Source organism: Paeniglutamicibacter sp. ZC-3, from assembly GCF_025847175.2.
GTDB classification, from domain to species: domain Bacteria; phylum Actinomycetota; class Actinomycetes; order Actinomycetales; family Micrococcaceae; genus Paeniglutamicibacter; species Paeniglutamicibacter sulfureus.
This window is the reverse complement of the sequence record NZ_JAOYTG010000001.1, coordinates 628,097-643,934: the sequence shown is the minus strand read 5'-3', so window position 1 is coordinate 643,934 and position 15,838 is coordinate 628,097. Positions and strand designations below refer to the sequence as shown.

Here is a 15,838-nt window from a genome sequence, read left to right as displayed (position 1 = left end):
ACGGTTTGCGGGGGCAACACGTTAGAATAGTTACGGTTGGGGCAGATTGCCCGGTAGTTCACCGTAAACCGGGAACCGGATAGTTGAGGGAAGTGCAATGTCATCCGAGGCACTTGAGCTCGAGTTTGAGCTCGACGAATCCAGCGGGCTGGACGAGCGTTCCCAGCGGATTCTCGCGCTGGAACGCCAGTGGTGGAAGTATGCCGGGGCCAAGGAACAAGCCATCTCCGAGCTGTTTTCCATCTCGCCAACCAACTACTACCAATTGTTGAACACACTCATCGACACGGACGCAGCGCTGGCCCATGACCCCATGCTGGTCAAGCGATTGCGTAGACTACGAACGACGAGGCATCGCGCTCGGTCGGCGAAACGGCTCGGACCCGAGGCATGATTGCAACGCACGTCTGGCGTTTCGGGGCCCGGCCGCGCTTGTATTCCTGCAGCCGCGCATGCCCACATTGCAAGCCAGATCACCGAGGACGGGCATGACCAACTATCCGCGCGATGAATTTGATCGCGTCCCAGAGTTCAGCAACCGTAGCGGCTCGCACCGCGAAAACGGCTGGGCTTCCGCCGCGTCCGTGGGCGGGGCTCGATCCGGCTTGCGTTGGCTGATGGTCTTTGGGGCGATTGCACTGGTGGTGGGACTTTTCTCCTTCATGGTCCTGCCCAAGCTCACGGGCGCCACGACCGACCCGGCACCGGTTGCCGCCAGCTCCTCGGGCACCCAGGACGCCGCGGACTCCTCAGAGTCCACATCGGCAGACGAAGCCAGCGAAACGCCCGCAGAGAGCGAATCGGCGGACGAGGCTAGCGAATCCACGGAAGCCAGCTCCTCCACCGAGGCCAGCGAAAGCGGTCTGGCGGAAGACGCTGACACCTCCATGGCAATGGGCGTCTACAACGGTGCAAAGGTCGGCGGCCTTGCCGGCAAGGCGCGCACGGAGTTGCAGGATGCCGGGTTCAGCAATGTCGCGGCATCGAACTGGACCAAGAAAGTCAACTATTCCACGGTCTATTACCGCGCCGAGACCCATCGGGCCACCGCGGAGGCCGCGGCCGACGCCTTGGGCATCACCTCGGTCATGCAGAGCGCAAACATCCCGGGCAATATCGCCATCGTGTTGGGAAGCAACTACAACTAGCCGCACTGGCGCCGCAATACGCTTACGGCAAAGACCCACAGCTTGCACTCCGAGTGGTTGAGTGCCAAGATTTGTATTAGCACTCGCACGTCCCGACTGCTAATTCGATCGGAGTTTCGAGCGGATACATGCAGCCTTGGGGCGGTGTTTGAGTGAGTCCTTGACCAGGGCAGCGAGAAGCTTTTGCGATCGTCCCATGACATCGTGGATTCTTCGTCCGTCGCGGGCGTTGCCTCAGGTCGTAGATACGCATGAACGTCCCGAAAGGACATAAGCCGCTATGGCCAAAATCATTGCATTTGACGAGGAAGCACGCCGCGGCCTTGAGCGCGGCCTGAACATCCTGGCCGACGCCGTCAAGGTCACCCTTGGCCCGCGTGGTCGCAACGTCGTTCTGGAAAAGAAGTGGGGCGCCCCCACGATCACCAACGACGGTGTCTCCATTGCCAAGGAGATCGAGCTCGAGGATCCGTACGAGAAGATCGGTGCGGAACTCGTCAAGGAAGTTGCCAAGAAGACCGATGACGTCGCAGGCGACGGCACCACCACCGCAACCGTCCTGGCACAGGCACTGGTCAAGGAAGGCCTGCGCAACGTTGCCGCCGGCGCTGACCCGCTGTCCCTGAAGCGCGGCATCGAGAAGGCCGTCGAGGCCGTCACCGTTGAGCTCTTGGCTTCCGCCAAGGAAATCGAAACCAAGGAAGAGATCGCCGCCACCGCATCGATCTCCGCCGGCGACAACGAAATCGGCGCCCTGATCGCCGAGGCACTGGACAAGGTCGGCAAGGAAGGTGTCATCACCGTCGAGGAGTCGAACACCTTCGGACTCGAGCTTGAGCTCACCGAGGGCATGCGCTTCGACAAGGGCTACATCTCGGCCTACTTCGTTACCGACAACGAGCGTCAGGAAACGGTCCTTGAGGATCCGTACATCCTGATCGTCAACTCGAAGATCACCAACGTCAAGGACATGGTTTCGATCCTTGAGAAGGTCATGCAGTCGAACAAGCCGCTGCTGATCATCGCCGAGGACATCGAAGGCGAAGCCCTTGCCACCCTGATCGTGAACAAGATCCGTGGCCTGTTCAAGTCCGTCGCCGTCAAGGCGCCGGGCTTCGGCGACCGCCGCAAGGCCATGCTGGCCGACATCGCCATCCTCACCGGTGGCCAGGTCATCTCCGAGGAAATCGGCCTGAAGCTCGAAAACGCCACCATCGACCTGCTGGGCTCCGCCCGCAAGGTCGTTGTCACCAAGGACGAGACCACCATCGTCGAGGGTGCAGGCGACGCCGAGGAGATCGCCGGTCGCGTGAACCAGATTCGCGCCGAGATCGAGAACTCCGATTCGGACTACGACCGCGAGAAGCTGCAGGAACGTCTGGCCAAGCTGGCCGGCGGCGTTGCAGTCATCAAGGCCGGTGCCGCTACCGAGGTCGAGCTCAAGGAACGCAAGCACCGCATCGAAGATGCAGTGCGCAACGCCAAGGCTGCCGTTGAAGAAGGCATCGTTGCCGGTGGCGGCGTGGCCCTCATCCAGGCTGGCGCTGCCGCATTCGCCAAGCTGGAATTGACCGGCGACGAAGCAACCGGTGCGAACATCGTCCGCGTTGCCATCGAGGCTCCGCTGAAGCAGATCGCCTTCAACGCCGGCATGGAGCCGGGCGTTGTCGCCGACAAGGTCAAGGGCCTGCCCGCAGGTCACGGCCTGAACGCAGCCACCGGCGTCTACGAGGACCTCCTCGCCGCCGGCGTGAACGACCCGGTAAAGGTTACGCGCTCTGCCCTGCAGAACGCCGCCTCCATTGCCGGTCTGTTCCTGACCACCGAAGCGGTTGTCGCTGACAAGCCGGTTCCGGCCGGCGCAGCAGCACCGGGCGGCGACGACATGGGTGGCATGGGCGGCATGGGCGGATTCTAATCCCTCCTGTTTCACCACGCCCCGCGCGTTAGCAGTACCTGGCACTAAACCGTGAGCCGCTTTCCCACGGTGTCCCGTTCCCCCTCGGGGAGGATGGGACACCGCATGGAAGGCGGCTCGCGGCGTTAACGGGCTCCTGACGCCCGGACCGCCATGCGCGCCGGTTACGCCTTCAGGCATGGGGGGATTGCTTGCGGCGGGCTAGCATGGAGCCGTGACCCACATCGAAGTGCCGCTGGTCGGCGGGAACGCCGCCGGTGAGGTGGTGCGCGTCGGTTCCACAGTGCGCAAGCCCTGGCTAGAAAGCACGCCATCGGTTCACAGGTTCATGGCCCACCTCCGTGAGCATGGGCTGTCCGAGGTCCCACGGCCATTGGGCCGGGATAGGCAAGGCCGGCAAATTACGGAATTTGTTTCCGGTGCCCCAGCGCCCCACGACCGGCCCCTGGCGCAGAAACCCCTGGAAGAAGCATGGGACCTGGTACGCCGGATCCATGACGCCTCCGCAAGCTTCAAGCGATCCACTGACGACTGCTGGTCCACCCTGATCCAGGCACCCAGTGAGGACCTGATCTGCCACAACGACCTGGCACCCTGGAACCTGGTTGGCCGGGACCGCCCGGCCTTCATCGACTGGGACGGTGCGGGGCCAAGCACGCGTCTCTGGGATCTGGCCTATGCTGCCCAGTCGCTTGCCCTTCTTGTCTCCGGTGAGGATCCGGACCAGGCCGCGGCGCGGTTGCGGACGTTGGTCGTAAACGGCTACAGGGCCGATGCCGATCTGCGCGCCAAGCTGCCGGCGGCCATGGGCGAACGCACCGAAGCCATGTACGGCTTTCTTCGCGACGCCCATCTCAAGGACGTCCAGCCGTGGGGCCGGATGTTCGCCAACGGGCATGGCCGGCATTGGGCCGATGCCGCCAGATTCGTGAGGAAACACGAAGCGCTCTGGGTGTCAGCCCTTGCGCTTTAGGGCCAGGCAGCCGAAGCCTATGGGGCGAGGGCTTCCAGGTCCTTAAGCTCAGCCACGAGGTTGGCCCGAGCGGCTTCTTCCCACAACGCCCGGCCCCTGTCACTGGAGTAGAGCGAGCCGCCGGCCAGCAATGCGCGCAGGATCGCTGAACGCCCGCGGGCAAAATCGGCGTCAGGCACGTGGGCGTACTCGCGGCGCACGGCCACGGTGTATCGCCGGTAGGCGGCCGCCGGACGGGCCAGGACCTCCAGGTCCGCGTCGCAGAGCAGGGCCCCGGCGACATCGCCGGGTGCGGGCTTGTGCGTCTTGGTCAGCAGGACCAGGCGCACGACCTCGTCCACAACGGATGAGCCGATGCCTTGGTCCGGTAAGCGTGCCGCGGCCAGCGCGGCAGATTCATCTTCATCGGTTGCCGTGCCGCGGTACACCGCGTCGTGGAACCAAGCCGCCAGATACACCGACAGGTGTGACTGCGCGGAGGCGGCCCCGCCCGTCAGGGCGTCCAGGGCCGTCAGGACCGCCAGCAGGTGCGCCCTGTCGTGGTAGACGCGCTGCTCTTGGCTCCAGCACCCCAGCAGTTCGCGGCCCAAGCCCGGGTCATTGAGGCCCAAGTTGTCCCAGCGCGCGAGCAGCACCGCGTCGAGGCGCTCGGGCCGTTCCTTGGCCCGCACGCGCAACCCCGAGGCTATGAGCCGCCGCACCAGCTCGGTGGCCGGGAGCGGGACGGCCCCGGCCGCGACCAGGTCGTCGTAGCGCTTTTGCGGCACGTCATAGTGGTCGCGGTCGAAGGCGCGCTCGGGCAGGCCCTGTTCCCTGGCAAATTCGTGCAATTCGTCCAGCGACGCATCGGAGACCAAATGCGAAAAGAGCGTTCCGTGGGCCGGCCAGAACGGGGGATCAATGAGGATGGACACGTCCCCAGACTAATACGCCTGCACACCCCGTCCCGGCAAGTGGCCTTGGAAAGGTCAGTACGTGAACAGGGAGGCGTTGGCGGCTTCCGCCTCGTCGTATTGCACAGAGGCCCGGTTCAGCGCGGTGCCGATGGAGGAGAGGGATTCCTCGACGCGTGCCTGGGTGTTGCGCCAGTCGGCCACCACGGACTGGAAGTTGGTCGAGGCCGCTCCCTGCCAGGTGCCCTGGAGGTCCTGCAGCGAGGAGGTCAGCGAGTTCACCTCCGCCCGCACGCGCTCGATGGTGGCATGCAGGTTCATGGACCGGGCCTGCATTTCGTTGGTGTTGGCGGCAAAGGTGCTCATGATTGGCTTCACTCCCGTGCAATGGCTGTTTGGCACCGGGCCTTGGGACGCAATGGCAATGGCGCAAGCGGCCCGGCGGGAGGCGCGCCATGGATGGATGCACGCCTCCGAGTTCAGGCTAGGGCCCCTGTCCCGCCGCGACCCCGTGGTCGCGACGGGGTGTGGACAACTCCGCGGCCGATGGGTCAGTCGTCCTCATCCTCGGCCGGGTCGTCCTCGGGTTTGACGTAGGGCAGGTGGATCGACATGGTGGCCCCGCCGCCGGGGGTCTCGCTGAGTCGAATGGAGCCGTCATGCTGCGCGGCAATCGCCGCGACAATGGCCAACCCCAGCCCGGTGCCGCCGGTCTCGCGCTGGCGCGAGGAATCGGCGCGGTAGAACCGCTCAAACACCCGTCCCGCGTCCTCCTCGGAAATCCCCGGGCCGTGGTCGCGGATTTCCAGCACCGCATCGGACCTTCCGTCGATGACCGGCTTGACGCCCACGGCGATCTCGATGTCGCTGCCCTCGGGGGTGTAGCGCAGCGCGTTGGTCATCAGGTTCGCCACCACCTGCCGCAGCCGGGCCTCGTCCCCGGAAGTGGGTGCAGGTTGCGGGGCCCCGCCATCCAGGCCGATCAGGCGCACCTTGCGGTTCACGGCATTGACCCGGGTGTCCTCGGCGGCGTCACCGGCCAGCAGGAGCAAATCGATGGGCTTGCGGTCCAGCGGGCGCTGCTCGTCGAGCCGCGCCAGGGTCAGCAGGTCCTCGACGAGCTGGGCCATGCGCTTGGACTCGGCCTCGATGCGCCCCATGGCGGTGCGCAGCATTTCCGGGTCGTTGAGCCCGCCCTGCCGGTAGAACTCGGAGTAGCCCTGGATGGTCACCAACGGGGTGCGCAGTTCGTGGGAGGCGTCCTGGACGAATCTTCGCATTTTGCGTTCGGAAGCGGCACGCCCGCGGAAGGCGTGTTCGATGTGCGCCAGCATGGCGTTGAGCGAGCGCGATAGCCGTCCGACCTCGGTCTCCGGAGGGTAGTCCTCCACGCGGCGGGACAGGTCCCCGGCGGCAATGGCCGCCGCCGTGCGTTCAACGCGCAGCAACGGCAGCAGGGCCCGGGTGGTGATCCCGTAGGCGATCATCGACATCAGCAGCGTGGCCAGCATTCCGGTGGACATCACCAGCATCGTTGCCTTGGTGACGGTGTCCTGCACCGAGGTCATCGGCAGGGCATAGATGAGGTCGTAGTCGGTGCGCGGTAGGTCCACGATGCGCACCCGCCACCCGGCGGAGCCCAGGGTGCTGCCGGGCACCGAGAGCGAGGCTGCGGGGTCCTCCCGCAAGCGCTCGATGACCTGCGCATCGACAGCCGGGGCATCCAGCGGCTTGTTGTCCGGCGCGGCACGGCGCGGCATGGTGTAGAGGATTTCGGCCGATTCGTTGCGCAGATCCCCGTAGAAACGGGCGAGCCCGTTGGACTTGGGGTTGATATTGGCAATGCCCGCATAGTCATTGAGCATGGTGGCAGTGATCGTCGCGCTGTTGGACCTCAGGTCAGTGTCCAGCTGTGCGGTGAGCATCAGCCGCAGCGACTGGGCAGAGCCGACGGCCGTGACCACGATCCCCAGGATCATCAGGGAGCTCATGAGCGCCACGAGCTTGGTCCGCAACGACACCTGTCGCCAGAATCTGCGGGCACTTTCCACGTGTGGGAACCGGCCTTTCGTCTTAGCGGCGGTCGGCGGTGCGCATGAGGTACCCGACGCCGCGCTTGGTTTGGATCAGCGAGGGCCACTCGGCGCGGGAATCGATCTTGCGGCGCAGATAGGAAATGTAGGACTCCACGATGGAAGCGTCCCCGTTGAAGTCGTATTCCCATACGTGGTCAAGGATCTGTGCCTTGGACAGCACCCGGTTGGGATTCATCATCAGGTAGCGCAGCAACTTGAATTCGGTGGGCGAAAGCTCGATGACCTCGCCGGAGCGGCGGACCTCGTGCGCGTCGTCATCCAGCTCGAGGTCATCCACCCGGATGATCGCGCTGTCTTCCTCGGCCGGCTGGGTACGCCGGAGCACGGCACGGATGCGGGCGACCACCTCGTCGAGGCTGAAGGGCTTGGTGACGTAGTCGTCCCCGCCGACGGTCAACCCGGTGACCTTGTCCTCGGTGTCGTCGCGTGCGGTGAGGAAGAGGACCGGGAAGTGCTTGCCCGCGGCGCGCAGCCTGCGGGTGATGGTGAATCCGTCCATGTCCGGGAGCATCACGTCGAGCACCGCCAGATCGGGGGTGTCGGCCTCCACGGCTGCCAGGGCCTCGCGGCCGTTCGCCGCGGCAACCACCTCGAAGCCCGCGAAACGCAGGGAGGTGGAGAGCAATTCGCGGATGTTTGGTTCGTCGTCGACGACCAGGAGCTTCGCTTCGGGGGTTTTGGCATTCATGGGTACCAGTCTGCAACCGCTATCTGTAAGAACGCTGTGTGTTTGGTGTGCGGGCAAGGGTGCCGCGCCCCATGATCACCCCCAAGATGCCCGGAGCCGGCAGGGCACTTGGGTGGGTATCAGGGGACCTGGGCTAGTGGGAGCGGCGGCGCTCGCGGAAGTTCAGCACCAGGATCACGATGAGCAGGATGAACGCCAACGGCAATCCATAGAGCGCCACGGCCAGCAGCGCCGGGGCAGGGGAAAGCTGCATCGCGTATTGGATGAGGATCACGGCCAGCGCGGCGAGTGAGGCGATGGCAACGCCACCGGCAAGAAAGGTCAGGATGCGTAGGGATGTGGGGGTGGCGGCGGAGGTGTTCACCCCTTAAAACTACCGTGCACCGGCGAAACGGCCATCATGGAGGCCCTGGCCCGTGGGTGGGAAGGGGGCACGCCGCTGATGTCGTACCCTAGAAGATATAGACTTCCCCGGACGCATGAGCCCGCCCGCAAGCCCTCCATAGGGGGACGGGCTGCGTGGTTTCGCGCCGGGACATCGCCAGAAATGGGAACGCGGAACCTGAATGGCCCGCCGTCGTTGCCCCATTGAGACGCAAGAACGAGGTAGTTAGACGTGCCAACCGGCAAAGTGAAGTGGTACGAGCCCTCCAAGGGGTTCGGGTTCCTGGTGACCGACGAAGGCCAGGAAGTGTACTTGAATGCCTCGGCGCTGCCCGTGGGCACGACCGAGCTGCGACCGGGTACCCGCATGGAATTCGGTGTCGCCGAAGGCCGCAAGGGTGCCCAGGCCCTGAGCGTTCGCATCATTGACGACGCACCCTCGGTGGCCCGCGCCAAGCGCAAGCCTGCCGAGGACACCGCGGTGCTGATCGAAGACCTCATCAAGGTGCTCGACTCGGTCTCCAACGGACTGCGCAGGGGCCGTTACCCCGAAAAAGCCCAAGGCGCCAAGGTTGCAGCAGTGCTGCGCGCCGTAGCCGACGATTTGGATGCCTGAACCCATGTCCCGCAAAGTAATGCTCGATACGACACTGGCCAAGGCCGTGGACCAGGCGCGCAAGGCGCTGCTGGAAATCACCGACGAGGCAACGATCGGAGAATACCAGGAAGCCGTGAACGACGGCGAACGCCTGGTGACCCACCGCTTCGACGTGTTGCTCCCCGGCTACGAGGGCTGGAGCTGGTTTGCCACGCTGACCCGCATCCCGCGTGCCCAGGCCAAGGACCTCACGGTGTGCGAGGTCGGGATCCTTCCCGGCGAGGACGCACTGCTGGCCCCGGCCTGGGTGCCGTGGGCCGAGCGAGTTCGACCGGAGGAAATGGACGCCGAGCGCCAGGCCGCCGAAGACGCCGCCGCAGTTGCGGACGGTATCGCCGAAGCATCGGCTCCGGAGGGCTCGGACAATTCCGCCCCCTCAGGCACGGAGGAAGAATCCGCGGAAACCGAGACCGAATCCGCGGCCGCGACGGACGAAGTCGCCTCCGGTGAAGACGTCTGGGACGAAGACGTCAAATAGCTGAATAGGCAACCAGGGGACTTGTCCCCTGAAATGAACAAGGGAGCGGGTAGCGATCGTTGGATGGCTACCCGCTCCCTTGCCGTCGGGCGGCAGGTATCGGCTCAAATAGATCGGGCGGCGCCCACCCGCGGGATCAACCGTGGGTGGGCGCCGCCCGATTCGTAGGCTGAAGAAGCTAGCTGTTCTTCAGCACGTATTCGATGCACTTGAGCAGGGACGAAACGTCCTCGGGCTCAATGGCGACGAAGGTCGCCACTCGCAGCTGGTTGCGGCCGAGCTTGCGGTACGGCTCGACATCGACCACGCCGTTGGCGCGCAGGGTCTTGGCCACCGCAGCGGCATCGATCGAATCGTCGAAGTCGATCGTGGCAATGACGTTGGAGCGTTCCCCGGGGGCGGTGACGTACGGGGTCGCCACTTCGGAAGCCTCGGCCCAGTCGTAGATGCGGGAGGCCGAGTCCGCGGTGCGGGCTGCGGCGAACGCCAGGCCGCCGTTGGCGTTGAGCCACTGCACCTGGGCGTTGAGAGTGACCAGGGTGGACAGGGCCGGGGTGTTGTACGTCTGGTTCAGGCGCGAGTTGTCGATCGCCGTCTTCAGGCTCAGGAAGTCCGGGATCCAGCGGCCGGAGGCGGCAATTTCCTCGGCGCGGGCGATGGCCGCGGGGGAGAAGAGCGCAATCCACAAGCCGCCATCGGAGGCGAAGTTCTTCTGCGGGGCGAAGTAGTACACATCTGCCTGCGAGACGTCGACGTCCAGTCCGCCGGCTGCGGAGGTCGCGTCGATGAGGACAAGCGATCCCTCGTCGGCGCCTTCAACGCGGTGAACCGGTGCAGCGACGCCCGTGGAGGTCTCGTTTTGGGGCCAAGCGTATACATCCACGCCTGCCTCGGCCACGGGAACAGGCCGGGTGCCTGGTTCGGAGACGATGATGGAGGACGGCTCAAGGAAGGGCGCCTTGTTGGTTGCGGCGGCGAACTTCGAGCCGAACTCGCCAAAGGAGAGGTGCTGGGCCTTGTGGCGGACCAGGCCGAATGCGGCAATGTCCCAGAACGCGGTGGATCCGCCCACGCCCAGGACCACTTCGTAGTCGGCCGGGGCGTTGAAGAACGTCTTGAGGCCTTCCTGGATGTCGCGGACCAGGTTCTTCACCGGGGCCTGGCGGTGAGAGGTCCCCAGGAGTTGCGTGCCGGCATCGATGAGAGCCTGGATCTGTTCGGGGCGGACCTTGGAAGGTCCTGCGCCGAATCGTCCGTCCACGGGCAAAAGGTCTTGGGGGATGGTCACGCCGGTGCTCATGTTGCTCCTCATAAGGGGGGGTTATCCGCTGTGGGCACTTCCGATGCGGCAATCCGATGCGCATTGAGGGTGCCCAGTGGTTCAATAATCGCGCACTGGGCGGCCCATTGTGTAATAGCGAGTCGCCAATGTGAACGCGGGTAGAGTGGATCGCGTAGTGATCTCTTGTAACAATCAACCCCTGCGGGAGCTGCAAACGTGTCAGATTTGATCGATACCACCGAAATGTACTTGCGCACCATCCTGGAACTCCAGGAAGAGGGCATCATTGCCCTGCGCGCGCGCATTGCCGAGCGACTGGGGCACTCCGGGCCCACGGTTTCACAGACGGTGGCCCGCATGGAGCGCGACGGACTGGTCGTGGTGACCACCGACCGCCACCTCGAACTGACCTCACATGGCGCAGAAGTTGCAACGGGCGTGATGCGCAAGCACCGTCTGGCCGAACGCCTGCTCGCCGACGTCATTGGCTTGGAGTGGGAGTACGTCCATGAAGAGGCCTGCCGTTGGGAGCACGTGATGAGCGAGCGCGTGGAGCAGCGCCTGTTCAAGTTGCTCGGTTCGCCCGAGTCCTCTCCCTATGGAAATCCGATCCCCGGGCTCGAGACCCTGGGAGGGCCGGAACTGGGTGAAATCTCGATACGTGTCCAAAGTCTCGATTCGGCCCTGGTCGACGGGAATACGGGCCCGGTCCGCGTCGAGCGACTGGCCGAAACCATCCAGGTGGAACCCGAGCTGCTGGTGCAGCTCGATGAGGGTGGCATCCGCCCAGGCGCCCTAGTCACCCTCGAACGGGCCGGCGATTACGTCGTTGTTCGGGTGCAGGGGATCGAGGGCGCGCTGGAGCTTCCGACGGAAGTCAGCGCCCACGTGTTTGTCCGCCGCATGGATTGATAACGGAATTGTAACTTTGACATTAATCCCGGTAGTGTTTCACGTTGGGTTGCACCTAGGCAATCTAGTCCCGATCCGGTTCGCATAACCCTACCGGCGGATCGCGGAGCAAGAATTCCCGGTAGGGGCGGAGGACCCATTCAGCCGTTCCTGGTCTTGGACCATGGATCTTGGGGTGAAGCTGAGTCCACTATGTAGGCTCTGCCGAGTTGATCTCATGACTCGAATCCGACAGCTAACTTCGCAGGCGATACATGAGAGGTTGACATTTGACTCAGCAGCACACTCCCGGGCGCCGCCGTGCTTCCGGACCCGTTGATGCTTCGCCTGCTGAAGGTTCACTAGAGCAGATCGTGGACACCGCCCTGAGTGGTGAAAACACTTCCCGACGTTCCGGTCGACGCGCCCTGAGCGCGGTCCCTGATTCCGTCGAGACCCCTGACAACACGCAGTACACCGGCCGCCGCTTCGTAGCGGGCCTGCGCTATGGCGTATCCCCGGACGCGGACGCAATTGCCGCCACCGAAATTCCCGTCGCCCTGGCTGCGCCGGCAGCACCCGTTGCCGCCCCGGCCGAGGTCGACGAACTGGACAATGTCCTGAAGTTCGCCCCCCGGGCCCAGCGCCCCCGCCTTGGCTTCACGCACAAGCTGGCGGCAGTCGCCGCCGTTTCCGGTCTGGCGTTCGCCGCAGCCTCTCCCGCAAAGGAAGCCGAAACGGCAGCTGCGGGATCCGAGCGCGTCGCCCAGTCCGTCGTGGTCGACGTCATGGCCCCGGCCGACGACGAGGTCAAGATCGAGCGAGCCTCGCTGACCAGCGAATTCACCGAGGAAGACAAGCTGGCAACGGTCTTGACCGCAGCCGGCGGAGACGTCACCAAGCTGGCCGCCGAAGGAGTCCTGGCCCAGCCGGTGGACAGCATCCGGTTGACCTCGCGCTTCGGCCACCGCAAGAATCCGACCGGTCCGGGGTACATGAACCACAACGGCTTGGACTACGCAGTTCCCATGGGCACGCCGATCAAGGCAAGCGCCGCCGGCACCGTCGTGCAGGCCGCCTGGGCCGGCCACTCGGGCTTCCGTGTGGAGATCGACCACGGCAACGGACTGCACACCAGCTACAACCACAATTCGTCGCTGAAGGTTTCGGTGGGCCAGAAGGTCAAGCGCGGCGAAGTCGTCTCCTTGAGCGGCAGCACGGGCAACTCAACCGGCCCCCACCTGCACCTGGAAGTCATCGTCAACGGCAAGTGGGTAAACCCCGAGGCCTGGTTATAACGGCAATTGTCACCGTTCCGTGATCAGAACGTGACTTTTGGATTCGCTTCATATATTCTAAATACGTGACCAGGGATCATCCCTGTTCACCGCCGCGGGAAGTGCCGAGCACTGCCAGCCCACGGTGTCCGTTCAATTACTCGTTTGGCAGTGGCGGGGGACCCACATTCGGTTTCCACACAGGAAGCCTTGGGGTTAAGTGGTTCGGCCTGGCGGCCGGATTGCCGAGTGACTCCCACTCGAACCCGACAGCTCACCTCGCAGGCATCAGGAGAGGCATTACTACGTGACTACACGTCAAGCATTGGGCCGCCACCGCGCGACCCCGGTTCGGACCAACCCACTCGAATCCATCTCGAAGGCAGTTGCCTCGAACGCTGGTTCGGTTGGACGCCAGGCAGCAGTGATTGCAGCCGCATCAGGCCTCGTGCTCACTTTGGGCGTTCCGGCCCAGGGTGATGTTTCCCGCGAAGCAAGCGCAGTTCCCGTTGAAGGCCTCTCAGCAGAGCGTGTAGCCGTCAAGGCCGTTTCGGTCGCGGCTTCCAAGGCCAAGGACCTGAACATCGAACGCGCAGCGTTCACCTCCAAGCCGGCGCCCGCGCCGGTTGTCGTCGCCGTTTCCAACGAGGTTTCCGAGCGCTCCAACGACACCGCCCCGGTGACCCGTTCCAGCAGCAACTCGGACGCCATGGCGCCGGTGACCCGCTCGAACCGCGACTCCACCCCTAAGGCCTCCGAGGCCCCCAAGGTGAAGAGCGACTCGATGAACACCGCCAACCTGTCCGGCATCGCGGCAACCGCGGCCAAGTACGTCGGCGTTCCGTATGTATGGGGCGGCAACACCCCCTCGGGCTGGGACTGCTCGGGCTTCGTCAAGTACGTCTACGCAAAGCACGGCATCAACATCGCCCGCGGCACCTCGGCTATCCGCGCTTCGGGCCAGTTCGTGCGCACCAGCTCCCCGAAGCCGGGTGACCTCGTCTTCCAGAACGGTGGCGGACACGTCGGCATCTACCTCGGCGGCGGCAAGATGATCGGTGCCCAGAACCCGACCGTCGACACCATGCTTCACGACGTTTCCCGCAACCCGCTCTACGGTTACTACACCCTCAAGGGCTAAGCGCCAAGCGTTCCAAGGCCTCCGGTCGATCCATGTGGATCGACCGGAGGCCTTGCTGGTTAATGCGGATTTTTGCATGGAAGCCTACCCGGGCTTGGTAAGCCGGACATTGGCGTGGGTATGCCGATTTCAAGCACCGACGAGGCAGTGAGCTGGAGTGAAGGCTCCCGAACTGACGGCGCGGTGGACGCAGTCGCCCTGGGTGCGGACGGGAAGCAAATCCATGTCTCCAGTTCGGCCGGCATCGAGCGTTCGGGCTACGCAGCAGGCATTTGTACCCTCGCCTTGTTCCAGGCCGGTAACGGTGGTGCGCCCGGGGGACGGGAACACCGTGCGGAGCCCTGTCCGCCAGGTGTTCGAGGGGTGTACTGCAGGGAAAATTATGGTGGCAATTTCAACTGGTTTTCCACAAATACACGCAAAACCGCTGTTTCTTGTCTTAGGCTAGGTCACAGGAGCCAAAGCCGAGTGCCGTGTGCGCCACCGTGAGGGACTTCCGTCGTGGACGGGTCCCTCGCGTTGCGCCGGGTCAGGATCTAAGGATGCGCGTATGCGAACCCTAGTACTGAATGCAGGATTTGAACCGCTGGCGGTCATCACCTTCCGCCGGGCACTTCTCCTTGTCCTCACCGGGAAGGCCACCGTCCTTGCCGATGACGACCGTGACCCGATCGTCGGGGTCAACCAGGTGATGCCCCGGCCGACGGTGATCCTGCTGAATCGGTACATCCGACTTCCCTACCGCAACACCGTCAATGTCTCGCGCCGCGGCGTGCTGCGCCGCGACGGGCACCGCTGCGGATACTGCGGACGCAGCGCCAACACGATCGACCACATCGTGCCGCGCAGCCGCGGCGGGGAGGATTCGTGGGAGAATCTAGTAGCGGCATGCCAAGGCTGCAACAGCGCCAAGGGGGACCGGACGCTAGCACAGCTTGGCTGGAAGCTGCGGTTCGCCCCGAGCCGACCGCGTGGCGCCCAGTGGTTCATTACCGAGCTTGAGCGCCCCGCAGAGGCCTGGAGTCCCTTCTTACGGAGTGCAGCATGAAATTCGATGCGATTATTGTGGCCGGTGGCCGTGGATCCCGCCTGGGCGGCGTCAGCAAGCCCCTACTGGAACACGGAGGGGAAACGCTGCTGGAGCATTCCCTGAACGCCGTCCGGGACGCGCAGGCCATCGCCGTGGTCGGCACCCATGCCCTGGCCGAAGCCGTCACCCGGTACATGGATACCGCGCCGGATTTCCAGCGCGTGGTCATCACCCGCGAATACCCCAGCTTTTCCGGTCCAGCGGCAGCGGTCGCCGCCGGACGGGCGGCCCTGGACGACGGCCCCGACGACGAGAGCGCCCAACGCCAGAACCAGGCCTCAGAACTGACCGTGGTGCTGGCTTCGGACTTCCTGGATCCGGGTCCTGTCGTGGACGCCCTGCTGGCGGCCACAGGGAAGCCCTCCAAAGGGGTCGAGGCATGGGTTCCCCAGGATGCCTCGGGCGTGCTGCAGACACTCTCCTGCGCCATCCTCACTTCCTCCTTGCGACAGGCCATCGACCAGGCCACCGAACCCCGCGGAAGTCTCGAAAATGCGTCAATGATGCGTCTGCTTGCTACAGTGCAGATGGAACGCCTGAAGCTCCCGGATGCGGACTTCAGCGACATCGATACGCCCGGGGATGCCGGGCGCCACGGGATAGCGGTGGCCAACGGCCATTGACAAGGAGAACGCACCATGCCTGCAGCCGAGCTCGAGGATTGGGTCAAGGAACTGCTGGCGGCCTTTGACCTCGCCGACACCAGGATCGACATCGACCAGGTTCTTTCGCTTGCAGGGGTGGCCGCCCACACCATTGTCCGTCCGGCGGCACCGCTGACCACCTACGTGGCAGGCTACGCGGCCGGCCTGGCCGTCGGCAGCTCCCGGTCGGGCGAACTGGACGCCATGGACGCGGCCGACGGATTGGCCCGCGAGGTCCTTGCAGCACGCACCGACTCCCCTGACAACGCCTAGCACG

18 protein-coding genes and 2 riboswitches are annotated in these 15,838 nt (G+C 64.6%); of the genes, 12 read left to right on the top strand and 6 right to left on the bottom strand.

Going from position 1 to position 15,838, the window contains the following annotated elements:
- Positions 1 to 97 precede the first annotated feature (97 nt).
- The 4 genes from OIU93_RS02870 to OIU93_RS02855 all read left to right on the top strand — a co-directional run bounded on the left by OIU93_RS02870 (position 98) and on the right by OIU93_RS02855 (position 4,039).
- A complete protein-coding gene (locus tag OIU93_RS02870; protein ID WP_264268539.1) occupies positions 98 to 394 on the top strand; it encodes a DUF3263 domain-containing protein in 297 nt (98 codons plus the stop codon).
- A 94-nt stretch (positions 395 to 488) separates the two neighbouring features.
- Entirely contained in the window at positions 489 to 1,148 is a 660-nt protein-coding gene (locus OIU93_RS02865; RefSeq protein WP_264268538.1) for a LytR C-terminal domain-containing protein, read from the top strand.
- A 280-nt stretch (positions 1,149 to 1,428) separates the two neighbouring features.
- Positions 1,429 to 3,066 (top strand): chaperonin GroEL, encoded by a 1,638-nt coding sequence (gene groL / locus OIU93_RS02860; protein WP_264268537.1) that lies wholly within the window; start codon positions 1,429 to 1,431, stop codon positions 3,064 to 3,066.
- Between the two features lie 214 nt (positions 3,067 to 3,280).
- Positions 3,281 to 4,039 carry a phosphotransferase gene (locus OIU93_RS02855; protein ID WP_264268536.1) on the top strand — a complete coding sequence of 253 codons (759 nt, stop codon included), beginning with the start codon at positions 3,281 to 3,283 and terminating at the stop codon, positions 4,037 to 4,039.
- A 17-nt stretch (positions 4,040 to 4,056) separates the two neighbouring features.
- Here the strand turns inward: OIU93_RS02855 and OIU93_RS02850 are convergent, their stop codons facing one another.
- The 5 genes from OIU93_RS02850 to OIU93_RS02830 all read right to left on the bottom strand — a co-directional run bounded on the left by OIU93_RS02850 (position 4,057) and on the right by OIU93_RS02830 (position 8,080).
- The gene (locus OIU93_RS02850; RefSeq protein WP_264268535.1) at positions 4,057 to 4,953 is read right to left on the bottom strand and encodes a DUF4031 domain-containing protein; all 897 of its coding nucleotides are present in this window, start codon (positions 4,951 to 4,953) and stop codon (positions 4,057 to 4,059) included.
- A gap of 54 nt (positions 4,954 to 5,007) precedes the next feature.
- A complete protein-coding gene (locus OIU93_RS02845; protein ID WP_264268534.1) occupies positions 5,008 to 5,298 on the bottom strand; it encodes a WXG100 family type VII secretion target in 291 nt (96 codons plus the stop codon).
- 185 nt (positions 5,299 to 5,483) lie between these two features.
- The gene (locus OIU93_RS02840; protein ID WP_310289501.1) at positions 5,484 to 6,953 is read right to left on the bottom strand and encodes an ATP-binding protein; all 1,470 of its coding nucleotides are present in this window, start codon (positions 6,951 to 6,953) and stop codon (positions 5,484 to 5,486) included.
- Between the two features lie 52 nt (positions 6,954 to 7,005).
- Positions 7,006 to 7,716, bottom strand: a complete 711-nt coding sequence (locus OIU93_RS02835) for a response regulator transcription factor (RefSeq protein ID WP_217388348.1) — start codon at positions 7,714 to 7,716, stop codon at positions 7,006 to 7,008.
- Between the two features lie 133 nt (positions 7,717 to 7,849).
- Positions 7,850 to 8,080 (bottom strand): hypothetical protein, encoded by a 231-nt coding sequence (locus OIU93_RS02830; RefSeq protein ID WP_264268533.1) that lies wholly within the window; start codon positions 8,078 to 8,080, stop codon positions 7,850 to 7,852.
- A 252-nt stretch (positions 8,081 to 8,332) separates the two neighbouring features.
- On the opposite strand from OIU93_RS02830, the gene OIU93_RS02825 reads away from it, so the two are divergent.
- Positions 8,333 to 8,716 (top strand): cold-shock protein, encoded by a 384-nt coding sequence (locus OIU93_RS02825; RefSeq protein WP_264268532.1) that lies wholly within the window; start codon positions 8,333 to 8,335, stop codon positions 8,714 to 8,716.
- Positions 8,717 to 8,720: 4 nt separating this feature from the next.
- Entirely contained in the window at positions 8,721 to 9,236 is a 516-nt protein-coding gene (locus tag OIU93_RS02820) for a DUF3027 domain-containing protein (protein ID WP_264268531.1), read from the top strand.
- Positions 9,237 to 9,414: 178 nt separating this feature from the next.
- Here OIU93_RS02820 and serC read toward each other — a convergent pair whose 3' ends face one another.
- Positions 9,415 to 10,536 (bottom strand): phosphoserine transaminase, encoded by a 1,122-nt coding sequence (gene serC, locus OIU93_RS02815; protein WP_264268530.1) that lies wholly within the window; start codon positions 10,534 to 10,536, stop codon positions 9,415 to 9,417.
- A gap of 198 nt (positions 10,537 to 10,734) precedes the next feature.
- Between serC and OIU93_RS02810 the strand changes: the two genes are divergently transcribed.
- The 6 genes from OIU93_RS02810 (at position 10,735) to OIU93_RS02785 (ending at position 15,834) form a co-directional block, all read left to right on the top strand.
- Positions 10,735 to 11,430 carry a metal-dependent transcriptional regulator gene (locus OIU93_RS02810; RefSeq protein WP_264268529.1) on the top strand — a complete coding sequence of 232 codons (696 nt, stop codon included), beginning with the start codon at positions 10,735 to 10,737 and terminating at the stop codon, positions 11,428 to 11,430.
- Between the two features lie 85 nt (positions 11,431 to 11,515).
- Positions 11,516 to 11,696: riboswitch (cyclic di-AMP (ydaO/yuaA leader) on the top strand.
- Between the two features lie 87 nt (positions 11,697 to 11,783).
- A complete protein-coding gene (locus OIU93_RS02805) occupies positions 11,784 to 12,707 on the top strand; it encodes a M23 family metallopeptidase (RefSeq protein WP_264268528.1) in 924 nt (307 codons plus the stop codon).
- A gap of 127 nt (positions 12,708 to 12,834) precedes the next feature.
- A riboswitch (cyclic di-AMP (ydaO/yuaA leader) is annotated at positions 12,835 to 12,988 on the top strand.
- Positions 12,989 to 12,993: 5 nt separating this feature from the next.
- Complete coding sequence (locus OIU93_RS02800; RefSeq protein WP_264268527.1) at positions 12,994 to 13,827, top strand: C40 family peptidase; 834 nt, start codon at positions 12,994 to 12,996, stop codon at positions 13,825 to 13,827.
- A gap of 550 nt (positions 13,828 to 14,377) precedes the next feature.
- Complete coding sequence (locus OIU93_RS02795) at positions 14,378 to 14,875, top strand: HNH endonuclease (RefSeq protein WP_264268526.1); 498 nt, start codon at positions 14,378 to 14,380, stop codon at positions 14,873 to 14,875.
- Complete coding sequence (locus tag OIU93_RS02790; protein WP_264268525.1) at positions 14,872 to 15,540, top strand: molybdenum cofactor guanylyltransferase; 669 nt, start codon at positions 14,872 to 14,874, stop codon at positions 15,538 to 15,540. Before OIU93_RS02795 ends, OIU93_RS02790 begins: the two co-directional genes overlap by 4 nt.
- Before the next feature lie 15 nt (positions 15,541 to 15,555).
- Positions 15,556 to 15,834 (top strand): DUF6457 domain-containing protein, encoded by a 279-nt coding sequence (locus OIU93_RS02785; RefSeq protein ID WP_264268524.1) that lies wholly within the window; start codon positions 15,556 to 15,558, stop codon positions 15,832 to 15,834.
- Positions 15,835 to 15,838: the final 4 nt, after the last annotated feature.